We start from the raw sequence: 17,204 nt of genomic DNA on the forward strand, positions 1-17,204 counted from the left end.
TTGACAAAAAGGACGGTTTTGTAGGCGTTAAAAACTAAAGTTACTTTTTGAATTTGCTTGGAGATAAGCCAAAGTACTTTGAAAAACTGCGGCTAAAAGAGGAAAGCTCATTGAAACCTACTAACTCACTAATACGCTGTAACGGGTAGTCGGTATGACTCAGCAAGGCTTGTGCTTTTTCCATTCGTTGTTTAGTTACATAGTTCATGACAGTCAATCTGGTTTGTTGCTTAAACAGCAGTTTGAATTGCGTTGGGCTTAAACAGGCAATGCTGGCAAGGTGTTTGATTTGAAGAGGAGTACCTAAGTGACTGTCAATATAAAGCAATGCCTCGCTAATACGGCTGTCGACCTTAGGCTGCATAATTTGCTCAGCTAACAGCAAATTGAAGGTGTTAAACATGGCAAGTTCTAACTCACGATTAACCGCTTGCTCAAGTTGCTTTGCCACAAACTGCAAAAATGCCCAAAGTGATTGATTAATAGCAAACACGCAGTGCTCAGCGGTGGCAAGGTTATCCGGTAGCTTTGGCATATCGGCCACAACAAATCGAGCCTCTGGCATGGCGGTAAAAGCACTTGCGTGGCTTTGACAACCACGCATTCACCCGGGGCGACTTTACCTTGAAAATCACCCACACTAATGGCTATCACTCCCTTTAAGGGCAGTACAAGTTGATGATAGTCATGGCTATGACTAACAGGCTTAGTACTGTATGAACGGATTGATAGGTTGCCTTGCATCGTTTTGTAATAACCATTTGGAGAATAACGCTATTATGCCTGTTTGCTAAGGATGATCAATTTTATGCCAATAAAGGTGTAAGTACATGCTCGTAGGCAATCATTAGTGCGACATAAACTAACAAAACAGCCATTAGTTTATTAAACACATTAAAAACACCCGTCCGTGATACTTGTTTGCCAAGCACTAAGCCCGCTAGCGAGTAACTTGTAGGAGCACCAAAGGCAAGGATGGCTAAAATAAAAGACCAAAATACGATTGCAGCTCCGGTAATATCCGCGCTTGGGAACTGAATCGTAGCAATTGGCAAAGTAGCTACCAGCGCTTTTGGATTTAAAAGTTGCATAAACAGGCCATCGAAAAAGCTAAGTGAGGCATCCGCTGAGGTATCACTCACCTGTACTTTTGCTTTTGCGACCTTCCAAGCAATATACAAAATATAGCCGCAACCAATTAAGCTCACATAAGGCAAAAACTGCGGATTTATCATTTGTAAGCCAAGGTAGCCAAGCAGTACAAATAAGATAAACATCGCGCTACCCACGCCGATAAAAAACCCAAGGTGTGAACGTGTTTGTTTATTTAAGCCACTGCTTAAACCGAGTAAATTGATTGGCCCAGGGGTGTACATAATGCCAATAGCATATGCAAAAATATCTGCCATAACAGCTCCAAATCAGTAGTTTAGCTCTATCTTCGAGCCCATTGCAGTTGAAATTGTTTTGGTGTCATACCGAATACTCGTTTGAAGTTACGATTGAGGTGACTTGCATCTGCAAAGCCTGATTCAACCGCTACGTTGGTGGCATCGCGGCCAACTTGTAACGCTCTACGGGCATAATTAATACGACAGTTCAAAACATATTGATGTGGAGTAATACCGAAGTGCTCGCGAAAGCGGCGGATAAAATGAAACTTCGACATAGTGGCTGCATGGGCAATGTCATCAATAGAAATGTCATTGTCGATATTTGCCAAAATATAGTCTTTTGCTCTCAGCAGTAAGCTATCAACTCGGGTGCTTAAAGTCGGTAAATCAAGGCTGCCGTTGAGCCTGACTAAAGACTGCGCCATTTGCAATAGTGCAGCTTCTCGCTCTATTTTGTTCGTGCTATTGGTTTGTAAAAGCCTAGATAAGTTAATCACTTGATTACGCAGTAATGGATCTGCATACAAGGTGTTTGCCATACGTAATGTACAATCTTGCTTATACCCTAGTGCTTTAAACAAAGGCTGAAATTCATCAGGATGAATGTACAGCATTAGATACTCTAGGTTTTGTTCTGTGCCAGAGTGGCCATCGTGAATATCTTCAGGGTTAAACAAAATAATATTGCCAGGTACGCTTTTATAAAACGCATTTCGACAAAAGAAATCTTGTCGTCCCTGTAGTGTAATGCCAATTGAATACTCTTCGTGAGCATGCTTTGCATATGTAAAATCACTCATAGTCGCAGTCAACATCGAGATGCTCTGATGCTGTTCGCTGTTGATGTACTTAAAGTGATTGTCTTTGCTCACAGATGCTCCTGAAGGTTGTGCGCTTCGTTATTATTCCTACGCCAATATAGCGAAGCAAGCAACCTTAAAACTTGAACAAAATTGCTGATATTGAATTAAAGAGATTTATTTTTGCCTAATTAACAGCAAATAACGGCAAATAGCAGTGATGCTTATATCGATTTTTCAATTGCTTATACAAATCTCTTCTCAGACTTTTCTTATATTTTATTTTAGTGTGAATGTTTTTATCCCTAACTATGGTCTTTTAAACAATCAGTAGAAAGGGGTTTGTATGAATTTACGTACATCAAATAATTTAGTGATTGCACTTATCACCATCAGTTTTTCGCTATTGGGTTTGTCATTTATCTTGGGAGCAAACCCCAATGCCATTGGCAGTATCTTTTCGTTTTATAAATTAGACTCTCAGGTGCCAGCTCACATCATGAGTATGATCGCAGGCTTTGCATTTTGCTTTGTTGGCATTACCAGCCTTCATTCTCATTTAGGGTTTATTAATAGGGCACTTCCGACCATCACTGCATTTGCTATATCACTGATCTGTTTGATTACGTTGTTTGGCGCTAATCGTTGGCTTGCAAGTGAAGGGGGCTTTCCTGTGATTGGTTCAGGGCAGGGGATCATTAAGTATTTTGCTGTAATTCCGCTATTTTTATTTGTGTTTTACAAAGATGCTTTAAGTGATAAAGCGCATATTACCTTGAATTATGCTTCAGTGGCTTTAGTGCTGGTTTGGATAGGCGCAATGAAGTTTTTTGCTTTTGAGGCAAAGGGGATTGTAACGCTTGTTGAAACATCACCATTCATGTCGTGGTTGTATCAGGTTTTTAGTGTGCAGGGCGCATCGAATGCGATTGGCGTGTTTGACATTGTTAGTGTGCTGTTGCTTTGTGTTGGCTTATTACTCAAAAATAACAAGTTAATAGTGTTGGCAGGGCTTTCCTGTTGCGCTGTTTTTATTATGACGCAAACATTTTTAGTTACCGCGCCGAATGCGCTTAGCAGTACGACGGTTTTAGCTGGACTTGGTCAATTTGTGATTAAAGATCTGTGGTTTATTGCGAACTTAGTGATTATTTATCACCTAGCGGTAATCAATAATACAACTAATGAAATAGCACAATAATTTAGATAGGCCTCACTTTAACCATAGTTTAGGATTAATTACCAAGATCCCACTGTGGAGCAACTTCACGAGTTGTTTGTCTGCCACCCCATAAGATGCATCTATTAATTTTGCGATTGCAGAAAACTACTTAGAGAAACCTGATTAGGCCCAAGCGCTAAACTTTGCAAATACAGCTTTAACTTTCGCGGAACAAGCAGCAGATGATGAATTACAGTTAGAAATTAATGAACCTATTTTTAAAGCTAATTCCTTACCATGATATTAAAAATAAAAACGCCAGTGCAATGCACTGGCGTTTTTGAAATTACGGAAAAGAGTAGCGCACAATCCGTTTTACAACAGAAAAGTACTGGCGAAAGAAGCTGCCTGTATTGTAATTGATGCCGTGCTCTTTAAAGATAGCTTGCACCTTAGGAGCAATCTCACGATAACGTTTTGCAGGTAAATCAGGGAACAAGTGATGTTCTATTTGATAGCTCAAATGTCCTGTCATTACATGAAACAGGTTACCCCCTTTGATATTTGATGAGCCTAACGCTTGGCGGTAATACCACTGGCCTTGCGATTCATTTTCGCAGTCTTGCTGTTTAAATGTTTCAACTTCACCGGTGAAATGCCCGCAAAAGATAATCGTAGAGGTCCAGAGGTTACGTAATAAATTTGCGGCTAGGTTACCCGTTAAAACCCACAAAAATAAAGGGCCGGCAATCAGAGGGAAAAGCAGGTAGTCTTTCACTAACTGGCGTGCTCCTTTACTAAAAAAGCGTTTTTTGAGTTCGCTATGCGATACCGTGTAATCACGGTTATCTTTTTTCTTACCGAAAAATACCCGCTCGGCAGCCATTTCATGGTACGACACACCCCATTGGAACAGCACGCTTAGCAAAAGGTAAGTGATAAATTGCCACAGGTTTTTTACCCGCCAACGAAAGTCATTAGATAAACGCAGTAATCCATAGCCGAAGTCACGATCTTTACCAATAATATTTGTATAGGTGTGGTGCTCGTAGTTGTGAACGCGGTTCCAACTTGAACCATCGCACGCTATATCCCACTCGTAAGACTTTGAATTTATGTGTTTATCATTCATCCAGTCATATTGGCCGTGCATCACATTATGGCCAATTTCCATGTTATCGAGAATTTTTGCAGTGGCTAAACTAAGCACACCGACTATCCATAAAGCAGGCTGAATAAAGCCTAGCATTAAGAGAATACGGCCACTCCATTCAAACACACGCTGGCAAACAATAACGCGGCGAATGTATTTCGCATCTTGCTCACCCAGTTTCGATTTTATATCTGCTTTAACGCTATCGAGTTGAGCTGCTAATTTTTCAAAATTGACTGTTTTTGTTGTCTTCATGCTGATAACTCCACGTCACTGACCGGTTGCGATATACAAAGTTGAATTAACTGCTCTGAGCTATCAGAGAGCTCGCCGGTGCGAATATCACGCACGATGCCTTGCTTTTTAACGCATTGGCATTGATGGCAAATTCCCATACCACAGCCAACTGTCACAGGTTGCTTATTCGCTTGTAAGTGAGTAAGTAAGGTTTGTTGGTTATCAATAGTGAATGTTTTGCCCTGATGAGTGAGTGTTAGTTCGTGCTTATCAGGGGTTGCTAAAACAGCAGGGACTGCACTGAAATGCTCACTGTCGATAGGCGTATTTAATTGCTTAGCTAAAGCGGCAGCTTGCTTATATAAAGCAGCTGGGCCGCAGACTAACCAGTGTTTATGCGCGTTTGTTGTCAGCCATGTCGTCGCATCGCCGTCTTTGCTGCGCTCAAGTAAGTGATAATCAAAATTGCTCAGTGATTGTTTTAGTTGTTCAAGCTCATCTTTAAGCCAGTGGCTGTTCGACTTTGCGTAATAAAGCAGGGAAATGGTTTGTTTGCTATCAGCCGGTAAAGACTTAAGCATGGCTATAAATGGCGTAATGCCAGAGCCACCGGCAAGCATAATTATAGAGCGCGCGGTATTTGGCATAACAAACTGGCCTTTAGGCTCAGAGATATTAAGCCATTGTCCAGGCTTCAAATTTGCTAGCTTTGACGTAAATGCGCCAATCTCTTGGCTGCGGATCAATAAACGAATTTGTCGCTCTTGCTTTGCCAATTTTGGTTCGCTTGCGATGGTAAACACGCGAGTCAGTAGTCGCCCGTTCGTTTGTATTGTTAACGCAATATGCTGGCCTGCTTGATGATTTGGCCATGCTTTTTCTGGCTCAATAATCAGCTCGATGCTTTGTTCAGCAAACACGTGTACATGTTTTAGTTGTGCGCGAAAATACCCATCGCGCCAGCCAGGTTTAAAGCACTGGAGCACAGGTTCCCAGTATCCTGACCAAGATTGATGATGCAATAAATGTTTTGATAATGAATTTAATAACATTCTTTTTTTTGCCTTTAGCTTACAAGTGTACGCTCACTAGGCGTACGAGTGTAAGCTGAAAAAAGATAATTTCAAGTCTAATTTGAGTGTTAGCTCTAAATTGGCGGGGAAATCCAACTTTTGAGAATTTAAACTTAATAAAAAGAGCTGAGAAAATTGCTGGTTTTTCATTTAAATTCATTGCTATATGCTTGATAAAGCTAACCCGAGTTGGCATGTATCTAGAAAAGAAGCCTTGAGTTCTTTTACAAAGAAGTATTTTCGGCTATTAATTGAGAAAGACTTTAACCGTTTTAGTTTGTAGCTCTGCCACCGACGTTGGGGCAAAGCTTAATTTACAGATTGAGGTGTAAGATGAGGGGGTTCATTGTATTGGGAGTCAATCCAACCTAGTTAATAGCTAGGCAAACATTATCTCATCTGGGTTTCGTTTGAAGCCATCCTTACCTTCTAGATTACGCCAAACCTTTTCGTGAAAGTAAAACGCAACCGTATTGACTGCAGGCTCAACAATGGCGACCAGGCCACCAATTAAAAAACTACCTGTTAAAAAGTAGGTCACTGTAAAAGCGATTGTGAAGTGCATCATTGCAAAAGTAACTGTCTTAACCATTTTGAATACCCCAACTCTCATAATTTGATGAGTTTAGTATTGCTCATCATTTATAATCTTTAAAATGGAATAATAAGATTGTAGTGATTTATTAAATAGAATGGTTGTGCCCAGTGTTGCTTGTTAATTTTCAAGTCAATATGCGCACATTGATGAAGAAGTTTTGAGCTTTTCGTCAATTTACTTTTCTATTGCGATAGTTCTAATGCATTGTTTGTAAATATATTTATGGATTTTTGATGGCTGTGAGTGAGTTGTGTGCTACTTGTTTTTTGAAGGGGGCGTTCAACGTTCTAGAGGGCCCAGACTTTTTGAAAGTCTAGACCCACAGCGGTTTGCTTGAGTGCAACTAGCTAATTTAAAAACTACTCTGCTGCATGGGGTAAAATAAATGAAAGTGTTGCTAAGTGCTCGGTCTTATCAAATACAGCGAGATTTGTACTTTTTTCATCATATATAGCGGCGACTACGTTTAAGCCTTGATTGCGTAGTGGCAATGTCACGATGCCTTCATCATTGCTTATTAGGGGCTTTTGATCTGGGTCATTCACAATATCATTAATCACTTTAGCGCCTTGAACTGCCTTACCATTAAATAGTATGCGATAACTAACTAATGCACCTTTCTGATCTGAAAAGCTTTTTCCTATTGGGATAATTTGTAACTGTTGTTCTTTAAGTTGAGGAATTTTAGTAAGAGGCCCACGCAAATGTACAGCATGTTTTTTTGTATGTTCGCTTAAAACTGCATCAGGGATTTGGTCGCGGCCACTTGCAAACCATTTACCATCTTTAGTTTTGCTCCATAAACCGTTATCGAGCATTCCTGTAACAGCATAAACCGTGTTATCGCTCAGTATCATCATATGCCCTGACTCAACAAGTTTTACACTTTGTTCTTGCCAATTTTTGTTATAACCAGTAACTCTTTTAACTTTGTCTTGGCGCTTAACGGTGTCTAAATCTTGTGCACCTTCACCATATATCAGTGCTAATTGTGATGAGCGCTCAGCAAACCATATTGCATGTGCTTGTGTTTTTGCGCTGTAAATGCTGGAAATTGATATGGCTAATGTAATGCAGGCTAAAGTAACTTTGTTCATTCTTCTCTCTAAGTGTTTATTAATTAAGCGTTAATTTGAGTTTTTTAATTTCTGTTGTTTGCGAGGGTAGTTCTCAGTGGTTTAATTGTTTATCATACTGCAAATGATAAGTATTGTTAATTGCATGTTCAAATGATGGATAATGTAAATCTTTACCTAATAACTACAAGCTTTATTGAATAACTACAATTCATACCTGAGAGATAGAATGAACAGATATCAAAAATCAGCCCTTTCAATCATGATTAGCGCAATTTTTACATCTTCCGTATATGCCACTACAGAGCCATCAGAGATAGAAAAAATATCAGTGTCGGGTGTAAGGCAAGCTTTTCGTGGGGATGTTCCTTTAAATGAGCAACCACAATCTGTCGAGTTTATTTCATCAGACACACTCAATGAGGCTGGTGTAACCACCTTAAGTGACATTTTCGATTTAACCCCAAGTATTTCAGAACAAAATGACTTTGGTGGTTTATGGGAAAGCTTTGCAATACGAGGTTTAGTGGGTGATGAGAATATTCCATCAGGCTTTTTAATTAACGGTTTTTCATCTGGGCGAAGCTTTAGCGGTGTTCGTGATACGAGTAATATTGATTATGTAGAAATCATGAAAGGAACAGGCTCTGCACTCTATGGACGCTCTGAGCCTGGCGGTACGATAAATATCATTACAAAAAAACCGCAGTTTGCACAACAAGGCTATGTAAAAGTCACTGCCGGTAGCTGGCAAAGTTATCGCACTGAAGGCGACTACACGAACGCAATTACGGACCAAGTGGCTTTTAGAATTAATGGTGCTGTGGAAGATAGTGAAGGTTTTAGAGATTATCATGAATCAGAAAAAACTGTATTAACGCCTTCAATTTTATGGCTAATTTCAGATAAAACGAAGTTGAATTATGAGCTAGAGTACGTTGATCAAAGTTTAACTTTCGATCGAGGTATTGTTGCTGTAGATGGTAAAATTGATGCGCTACCCATTGAAACTTTTTTAGGTGAGCCAAGTGATAAACCTACAGAAGTTAAGGCTATTTCTCATCAGCTTACCCTTGAGCATCAATTAGGAGAATGGTCGCTTCTAACAGGTATTAGTTATAGCGATTCAGAGTTTTTAAGCGAATCAAGTGATGCTGAGCTTGCTCCAAGCCGACAAGTATATTTCATTGATGGCGTGACACTGAGCAGACAACATAACCAGCGTGACTTTCAAACTAACTATATATCTGCACGCTCAGAGCTTAGCGGTAGTATAAAAGCTGCAGGTTTCACTCATCACCTTTTAATTGGTGCTGATGCCAGTAAGTTTGATTTTGATAAAGTTTGGTACAGATATCGCCCGACTCTTGATGACACGAGTTACGCTATAAATATGTATGAGCCTGAGTACGGTAAAACGGCGCCTGAAGGTTCTCTGTTATTCGACACCACAGAAGTACAGAATAGCTATGGTATTTATATTCAAGACCAAGTCGACATCACTGAAAAATGGAAAATGCAAATTGGTGGTCGTTACGATTGGTTTGATCAAAGAATTGATAACCATAAAAACTTAACGCGTTCAGAGGCTGACAAAAGCACCTTCAGCCCTCGAGCAGGTTTAGTATATGCTCACTCTGAAGATCTACAATTTTATAGCAGTTATTCTGAAGGTTTTAGACCTAATAGTGGTTTCGATGCTGATGGAGAAGCATTTGAGCCTGAGGAAACAACCTCTATTGAAGTTGGAGTTAAATTTAATACAGACATTGTCAGTGGTAGCTTTACAGTATTTAATGCGCAAAAGAGCAACATGTTAAGCACTGACGTACAAGCAGGTGTATCTAGGGCTCTAGGCGAGGTTACGAGTGAAGGTGTTGAGCTAGACTTACACGGTAATATTACTAGCCAAACTTCGTTTGATCTTGCATATACTTACACCGATGCTAAAACAGCAAAAGATACTGTTAATACCGATTGGTGGGTTAGTTTGCCAAAAGGCACCCCTTTATTAAACATTCCAAAACATAGTGCCAATGTGCGTATTAAGAGAGAGCTAAGTGATTTAATCGATTCGAACTCAACAGTTGGTGTGTCGGTTCAATATGTTGGGGAGCGGCTAGGTGAAGCGATTGACCCTAGCTATTATTTGCCTTCATATACTTTGGTAAATCTGTTTGCAAACTACTATGTTAATGATGATTTGAGCTTACAGTTTGTTGTAAATAACGTATTGGATAAAACCTATTACGCTAATTCATACTCTGCAATTTGGACCCAACCAGGTGAGCCATTAAATTATAAGGTTAGCTTACAATATAATTTTTAACGTAGGTTTAATTGCAACTTGCTTAGACTCCAAAGTCATTGCCTGCATTCTTGAGCGAAAGTTTTGCAGAACATTCTTTGACTTAAATACAAAAACGAACCTTTGGGTTCGTTTTTTCTTATCATCGAATACATAGTGCTTCTTATAGTTATAGAAATAAAAGCTTCTGTATAATTATATTACTATTTGTTTATCACTTTAATTATAATATATTTTTATGTCTTAATTTAGGGATATAGTGCAATGGTGAAATTTAGGATATTCGGTAGTTTTATTTTCTTTCTTTTAATATATAGCTTTCAGGTTTCAGCGCAAGAAAACAGGCCAAATCAGGTTTCTATAACCCAGTTAGCTGATGGGGTATGGCTGCATACATCATATTATACTTACCCAAATGGTACAGAATTTCCCTCAAATGGCTTAATTGTGAAAGAAGGAGATAGTTTAACCCTTATCGACACAGCGTGGGGGGAATTACTCACTTTAGATTTACTCGAAGCAATTAGCTTAGAAATAAAACTGCCAGTAAGCAAAGCATTTGTTACGCATGCGCACGGTGACCGAGCTGCTGGTGTCGATGTACTTGAGTCTAAGGGAATCAATGTTTTTGCTCATCCATTAACTGCTCAGTTAACCATAGAGCAAGGCGCGGCAGTACCTAACAATATTATCAAAGAACTTAGAGTAGCAGATTCAGTTGTTAAATTTGGCTCTCTTGAACTATTTTTTCCAGGCCCTGGGCATGCAATGGACAATGTTATGGCGTGGTTACCTGAAAAAAGAATCTTATTTGGTGGCTGCGCAGTTCGGTCACTTCAGTCATCATCTGTAGGTAACCTAGTTCATGGTGACATACACTCTTGGCTTAATATAACAAAGCAATTAAAAAGGAAATTTAAAAGTGCAGTGATTGTCGTCCCTGGACATGGCGCTGTTGGTGGATATGATTTACTCTCACATACAGAAAAATTAATAACCGATCATCTCAAATAGGTATAGGTTATGGCGGCTTTAGGCTCACATTGAACATTCTAAGGCCGCTTTCTCCCTTGTGCTTTGCGCGCCAAAAAAGTACGTAGAATCTCGCTTGAAAGTAACTTTAAATTCGCTTTGTATTATTTGAAACTCGCCTTGCCGAATTTGGCTGGTAATGAAAAATGAACCTGCAGATACTGTTAATTAAAAGTAAATTCTTTTAAATCTGAACACACATCTAAAGGTTAAATATGCACACAATAAATAAAAAGGCATTAGCAGCTGCTGTCGCTTTAGCTTGCTCATTACCTGTACATGCACAAAACGAAAATCAGCTGGATACAGATAATAAAATAGCAAAAGAGCCGCAAAGTGGCTTAGAAATCATTTCTGTTACGGCAACAAAGCGTAAAACAAAGTTGATGGAAACACCCGTAGCAATTACGGCGCTAACAGAAGCTGAGCTTAAAAAGAATGGTGTTAATAATATTAAAGATATTGCGAACCTTGTTCCTAGCCTTGATATCTCAACAGCAACAGATCAATCAGCACCTGTTATTTCAATGCGTGGGGTCCGATCTACCAACCTTACAGAACTTGGTGACCCAGCAGTTGGTGTGCATTTAGACGGTGTGTATTCACCTAGAATGCAAGGTGCACTTGCACTTATGTATGATATTGACCGTGTTGAGGCATTGCGAGGTCCGCAAGGTACCTTATTCGGCCGAAACTCTACGGTGGGTAGTATCAATGTCATATCTGCAAAGCCACAATTTGAAAACTTCTTTGGCAATGTGAATGTTGAAGCAGGTAAGTACAACAGTAAAAACATTGATGGCATGATTAATATTCCAATTAATGAGGAGTTTGCAGTTCGTTTCGCTGCAAAAGGTTTGAAGCGTGACTCCTACTTAGAAGGCTACTACGATCCTAACCAATACGATACTCGCAGGCTCTCTGATGATGTATTAAATGCCCCAGTAATATCTGAAGACTCATATCAAGGCGTGGGTCAAACTGTCACTCAAAGAGAAAACTGGTGGATTGATGGTGCTGGTACAGACCCTGAAGCACAAAAAGTTCGCGCATTAACACCAGCGGATAAAAGTGATTTTTATAATAATGCCGATGAGTATTCATTTCGTATCAGTACACTTTGGGAGCCATTAAATGGTAATTTCTCAAACCACACGGTTTTCCAAAAGTACGTAAACAACAGCAGCAATAATCTTGATTTAGTTAACTGTGATAAGTTAAGAGGGCGCCCAGCTGAAATGGGAGGTGATTGCTCAAACTTTTTGCCAAGTGATAACACATATCAGGCTGTCGTGAATGTCCCAGGACAATTAGATTTAGATATCACATATCTTCGCAACACGTTAAATTATAACCTAAATGATGAATACAATATTGTGTGGTTGATGGGTTATGAAGACATGGAAAGAGAGTCAGCACAAGACAGTGAAGTGGGACTTGACCCTTGGGATGGTGCCACTTACTTCCTAGACGGCACTGGGGCTGAATCGTTTTCAACAGAATTACAACTTCAATCCGATGAGTACGGTGACTTTATATGGATTGTGGGGGCAAATTACTTCCACGAAAAAACAACAACAGTGGGTTATTATGATAATCCAATGGATGATAAAGCGTTTTGGGACCAACCGGATCGCTCAACAGATGCATTTGCCATTTTTGGTCAAGGAACATACAAACTAACTGAGAAGTTACATGCAACTTTAGGCTATCGTTTTAGTGATGAAACAAAGCAAGACAAAGGCGGCAGAACGTATCGATGCTCAAATGCAGATGGGTGTGCTGTAGGTTGGTTAAATAGAACAGAACTAAATAATCTTCCAGTCGACTATTACGAAGACCCATCTATCTATGCGTCTTACTTTGAAAATGACAACAAAGGAAGCTGGCAGCATCATGACTTCCGTGTTGGCTTAGATTATGACATTTCATCAGAAACCATGCTTTATGCATACTTAGCGAGTGGCTTTAAAGCGGGCGGTATTGGTGATGTATACGAAGTAGTTAACGATAGAACCGGTGATGTTACACGATTCGAAACGAAGTTTGACCCAGAAGAAGTATTAACGTGGGAGCTAGGTGCTAAATCAAGCTTTTTTGATAACTCACTTAACTTAAAAGCTGCTTTTTTCTATACAGATTATACCGATATGCAGTACGCATCGGTAGGTTCGATTGGTAATGTTGAACGCTTATCAGTTGTGGAAGATGACAACGGAACACCGATTTTAGGTGATGATGGCGAGCCTCTTCTTGATTATCAAAATCAACCCGTGATTGCATATTACACGCAGAATGTTCCAGCATCGACGATTAAAGGTATTGAATTCGAATTTGACTGGAAACCATATCCAAATGGTCGTATCACAGGTTACGTAACCTGGACTGATGCTAAAATTACGGAAGATTGGAATACCAAGTGGGACTATGATTCTGAGTATCTATTCGATATCTCTTATGAAGAATCAAAAGATCCTGAAAACACATTGTTAACCACTAACCTCAAGGGTAACAATCTAGCAATGACACCTAAATACACTGCGAATATTAGTTATACGCATACGTTCAATTTAGGTGAATATGGCTTTATTCATGGCTGGTTTAACGCAAGCTGGAAAGATAAATCGTATTCAACGGTGTGGAACCTTGATAAGCATTTAGATGATATGGATTTTGCTGTTTCAGACGAAGCGACACAGTATATCGATGATAGCCGAGATGCATTCGCGGTTTATAACGCTTCTTTGAAATATGAGCCGCAAAGTCAAAAATGGTATGCAGAGCTGTTCATCAATAACGCATCTGATGAGACTATTCAATATTGGAACAACACAAGCAAAGGTGTACCAAAAGGTAGTTTCGGTATGCCGAGATATTATGGTGTTAGAGCCGGTTTCTCATTTTAACCCTACTACTAAGCGCTCTCATATTGCTCAGCAATATGAGAGCTAAACAGATTATGAGGCAAAAAAATGAAAAAGTTTTGGCTACGTATATCAATTTTCTGTATCGCATTTTTATCCCCTTGTCTAAGTGCTAACTACTTTAAAGATAACTTTTCTTGGGGTTACGACACCAGTATTTGGACTGCACGACAAGGCAATAATGGCACGCCATTTGGGTGTACTTTTCAACCTAATATGCAAAGCCCCAGTGAACATGGTTTAACGCTGTCATTATCGCAGGGCACATGCTCAGAGTTACAAAGTAATCAGTTTTATAGCTATGGCAAAATACAAGGTCGTTTAAAATCAGGAAATGTTGCGGGTACAGTTTCATCGATATTTACTTACACATCATGGTGGGATAGCCCAGGTCGAGCATGGCAAGAAATTGATATTGAACTGCTGCCTTCTCTTGGCAATGTTGTACACACAAATATTATTTATCAGCCGCAAGGTGGGGTATATCAGAGCTGGGAGCAAGACATCGACCTAAGTCAATATGGGCTCGATTATCGTGAAAACTTGCTGATGATAGGTTTCGATTGGTCCAGTCGTGTTATTCGTTGGTATCTTTATGATGCCAATGGCCAAGAGCAAACTATTCGTATCGTTTATAAAGATAATGGTGATGGTGTGCTCGCAAATAATGAGATACCAGCCTACGCTTGGCCAGTGGATAACACCAAGATTATGATCAATCACTGGCATGGCGATAACTCACAAGAAGCCAATTACTTTCCTGGTCAATACTATGGCACTTCATCATGGGTATATTATGACTTTATTGAATACATACCTAATTAATCATTTAATTTTCAACGTGTTGTTTTATAGGTTTTAAATGTCTAGATTTAAATTTTCACCGCTTGTATTAAGCCCATTAGCCTTGATTGGACTTGTTTATACTCAGTGTCCGCTTGCTGTCGAGGGAGGTCACGTAAAATGGCCTGATGTAAACACTAAACTTAAGCAAGACCCTGCTGTTGAGAAGCAGGTTGACGAGCTCATTCAGACGATGACAATTGAGCAAAAAGTAGCGCAAATGGTTCAACCTGAAATCGGTTATTTAAGTGTCGAGCAAATGCGCAAGTATGGCTTTGGATCGTACTTAAATGGAGGTAACACCGCGCCTTATGGTAATAAACGTGCCTCGATGAAGCAGTGGCTTCAATATGCAGATGAGATGTATCAGGCATCAGTAGATGCTTCATTAGATGGGGCTGCAATCCCGACGATTTGGGGCACAGATGCAATGCATGGACATAGTAATGTTTATGGAGCTACGTTATTTCCTCATAACATTGGTTTAGGTGCAACCAGAGATAAAGATCTAATTAAACGTATCGGTCAAGCTACAGCAAAAGAAGTTTCTGCAACTGGAATAGAATGGAGTTTTGCTCCCACTGTCGCAGTGGTCAGAGATGATCGTTGGGGCAGAACGTATGAGAGTTATTCTGAGAACCCTGATTTAGTTAAAGAGTATGCCGGTGAAATGGTTGTTGGTATTCAAGGTAGCATCAACAATAATTTCTTAAAAGCGACAAATCGTATTGCAACAGCAAAGCACTTTGTTGGTGATGGTGGAACCGAGCGAGGTATAGACCGTGGCAATACTATTATTGATGAAAAAGGGTTAAGAGACATTCATAGTCCAGGCTATTTTTCAGCGATAAATGAAGGGGTTCAGTCAGTTATGGCGTCCTTTAACAGCTGGAATGGCCAACGTGTGCATGGTGATAAATATTTACTAACTGATGTACTTAAGAAGCAAATGGGCTTTGATGGGTTTGTAGTTAGCGACTGGAATGCCCATAAATTTGTTGAAGGCTGTGATTTAGAGCAATGTGCTGCTGCTATTAATGCCGGTGTCGATGTTATCATGGTCCCTGAGCACTTTGAGGCCTTTTATCATAACACGGTTGCGCAAGTGAAAGATGGCACTATCTCTGAAGAAAGAATTAATGATGCTGTTCGACGCTTTTTGAGAGCGAAAATTAGATGGGGAGCTTTCTCAAGAGGTAAACCATCAAGCCGTTCTGAATCACAGCATCCTGAATGGTTAGGCGCTTCTGAGCACCGTGAGCTCGCTAGAGAAGCTGTTCGTAAGTCATTAGTGTTATTAAAAAATAATGACCAAATACTCCCTATTAAAGCAACAAGCAAGATATTAGTTGCTGGCGATGGTGCCGATAGTATTGCAAAGCAAGCGGGTGGGTGGAGTGTTTCATGGCAAGGCACAGACAACACTAATGACGATTTCCCAAATGCAACGTCAATTTATGCCGGTTTAAAGGAGCAAGTTGAAAGTGCTGGTGGTCAAATTGAACTAAACGAAGCGGGAAACTACTCCGTTAAGCCAGATGTAGCGATTGTTGTTATAGGCGAAGAACCTTACGCAGAATGGTTCGGTGATATCGAGTTTCTTGAATATCAATATAAAACAAAAGCTGATCTTGCATTACTGAAAAAATTAAAGGCTGATGGTATTGCAGTTGTCACCGTATTTTTAAGCGGTAGACCGCTTTGGGTAAATAAAGAGCTCAATGCGTCTGATGCATTTGTGGCTGCATGGTTACCGGGTTCAGAAGGTGAGGGGGTAGCAGATGTGTTATTGACAGATGCGAAGGGTAACACTCAGTTTGATTTCTCTGGTAAATTAAGCTTTTCATGGCCAAAGTATGATACGCAATACACATTAAACCTAGGTGACAAAACTTATGATCCATTATTTGCTTATGATTATGGATTAACTTATCAAGACACGGTTAATGTGCCTTTATTAAGTGAAGATACAACACCTAAAAAGGTGGCAAATGATGACGCTAAGCCTTTATTTGTAAGAGGACTTTCAGAGAACTTAGTGTGGGAACTGAAAGATTCAAAAACAGCAGCCATTGAAACAACGGGCTCTTCGGCAACCAGTGGTGATGGTACCAGCTTGTTAATGCAGTCTGTTAATTTGTCTTATCAGGAAGATGCAAGACAGTTCATTTGGCGAGCTGGGGCAAAAAAAGCAACCTTGAGCTTAAGCTATCAGCTGCCTGAAGTACTGAGTGATGCGAGTAAATCTGGTTTTCTTGAACTTAAAATGAGAATTAACACTGCGCCAAGTAATCAGGCTCAATTGCAAGTAATGTGTAATGAAGGAAATTGCTTGCGCAACATTAAGTTTGAATCAATAGAAGCCTTGATGAATGATAAGAAATGGCATACGTTAGCCATACCGTTAAATTGTACATCTGCGTTAAATAATACGACAAAGGTGGCAGAGGTGTTAAATGTTTCAGCAAAGGCTGCCAGCTTAGCTGTTGCTGATATAGCACTGTCTAGTAAACCAAATGCAGATGCTTATTTACTCACATGCTCTGACTAAATCTTAGTAAGGCTGATGGGCAAGTAATGCCTATCAGCTTTACCTTATGGATT

Annotated in this window: 13 protein-coding genes; 6 read left to right on the top strand and 7 right to left on the bottom strand. The window is 39.8% G+C overall.

Annotation, left to right across the window (positions count from 1 at the left end; genetic code table 11):
* Nucleotides 1-40: 40 nt before the first annotated feature.
* From HCZ11_RS01375 to HCZ11_RS01385, 3 genes are all read right to left on the bottom strand, one after another.
* Entirely contained in the window at nt 41-604 is a 564-nt protein-coding gene (locus HCZ11_RS01375) for a helix-turn-helix domain-containing protein (RefSeq protein ID WP_254869048.1), read from the bottom strand.
* 202 nt (nt 605-806) lie between these two features.
* Complete coding sequence (locus HCZ11_RS01380) at nt 807-1,409, bottom strand: LysE family translocator (protein ID WP_167657418.1); 603 nt, start codon at nt 1,407-1,409, stop codon at nt 807-809.
* A 26-nt stretch (nt 1,410-1,435) separates the two neighbouring features.
* The gene (locus tag HCZ11_RS01385) at nt 1,436-2,266 is read right to left on the bottom strand and encodes an AraC family transcriptional regulator (RefSeq protein WP_167657419.1); all 831 of its coding nucleotides are present in this window, start codon (nt 2,264-2,266) and stop codon (nt 1,436-1,438) included.
* 274 nt (nt 2,267-2,540) lie between these two features.
* Between HCZ11_RS01385 and HCZ11_RS01390 the strand changes: the two genes are divergently transcribed.
* Nucleotides 2,541-3,395: a DUF417 family protein gene (locus tag HCZ11_RS01390; protein ID WP_130052866.1), complete on the top strand. Its 855-nt coding sequence runs from the start codon at nt 2,541-2,543 to the stop codon at nt 3,393-3,395.
* Nucleotides 3,396-3,702: 307 nt separating this feature from the next.
* Here the strand turns inward: HCZ11_RS01390 and HCZ11_RS01395 are convergent, their stop codons facing one another.
* From HCZ11_RS01395 to HCZ11_RS01410, 4 genes are all read right to left on the bottom strand, one after another.
* Nucleotides 3,703-4,764 (bottom strand): acyl-CoA desaturase, encoded by a 1,062-nt coding sequence (locus HCZ11_RS01395; protein WP_167657420.1) that lies wholly within the window; start codon nt 4,762-4,764, stop codon nt 3,703-3,705.
* Nucleotides 4,761-5,798: a flavin reductase family protein gene (locus HCZ11_RS01400; RefSeq protein ID WP_167657421.1), complete on the bottom strand. Its 1,038-nt coding sequence runs from the start codon at nt 5,796-5,798 to the stop codon at nt 4,761-4,763. Before HCZ11_RS01400 ends, HCZ11_RS01395 begins: the two co-directional genes overlap by 4 nt.
* A 400-nt stretch (nt 5,799-6,198) precedes the next feature.
* On the bottom strand, nt 6,199-6,411 hold the full coding sequence (locus HCZ11_RS01405) for a DUF2061 domain-containing protein (RefSeq protein ID WP_167657422.1): 213 nt from the start codon (nt 6,409-6,411) through the stop codon (nt 6,199-6,201).
* 365 nt (nt 6,412-6,776) lie between these two features.
* Nucleotides 6,777-7,514, bottom strand: a complete 738-nt coding sequence (locus tag HCZ11_RS01410; RefSeq protein WP_167657423.1) for a DUF4198 domain-containing protein — start codon at nt 7,512-7,514, stop codon at nt 6,777-6,779.
* A 208-nt stretch (nt 7,515-7,722) separates the two neighbouring features.
* Between HCZ11_RS01410 and HCZ11_RS01415 the strand changes: the two genes are divergently transcribed.
* The 5 genes from HCZ11_RS01415 to HCZ11_RS01435 all read left to right on the top strand — a co-directional run bounded on the left by HCZ11_RS01415 (nt 7,723) and on the right by HCZ11_RS01435 (nt 17,151).
* On the top strand, nt 7,723-9,822 hold the full coding sequence (locus HCZ11_RS01415; protein ID WP_167657424.1) for a TonB-dependent siderophore receptor: 2,100 nt from the start codon (nt 7,723-7,725) through the stop codon (nt 9,820-9,822).
* Between the two features lie 243 nt (nt 9,823-10,065).
* On the top strand, nt 10,066-10,815 hold the full coding sequence (gene bla, locus HCZ11_RS01420) for a subclass B1 metallo-beta-lactamase (RefSeq protein ID WP_167657425.1): 750 nt from the start codon (nt 10,066-10,068) through the stop codon (nt 10,813-10,815).
* A gap of 233 nt (nt 10,816-11,048) precedes the next feature.
* Nucleotides 11,049-13,739 carry a TonB-dependent receptor gene (locus HCZ11_RS01425; protein ID WP_167657426.1) on the top strand — a complete coding sequence of 897 codons (2,691 nt, stop codon included), beginning with the start codon at nt 11,049-11,051 and terminating at the stop codon, nt 13,737-13,739.
* A 66-nt stretch (nt 13,740-13,805) separates the two neighbouring features.
* A complete protein-coding gene (locus tag HCZ11_RS01430) occupies nt 13,806-14,582 on the top strand; it encodes a family 16 glycosylhydrolase (RefSeq protein WP_130052858.1) in 777 nt (258 codons plus the stop codon).
* A gap of 37 nt (nt 14,583-14,619) precedes the next feature.
* Nucleotides 14,620-17,151, top strand: a complete 2,532-nt coding sequence (locus tag HCZ11_RS01435) for a glycoside hydrolase family 3 protein (protein ID WP_167657427.1) — start codon at nt 14,620-14,622, stop codon at nt 17,149-17,151.
* Nucleotides 17,152-17,204 lie beyond the last annotated feature (53 nt).

Source organism: Pseudoalteromonas sp. HF66, from assembly GCF_011806445.1.
Classification (GTDB): Bacteria; Pseudomonadota; Gammaproteobacteria; order Enterobacterales; family Alteromonadaceae; genus Pseudoalteromonas; species Pseudoalteromonas apostichopi.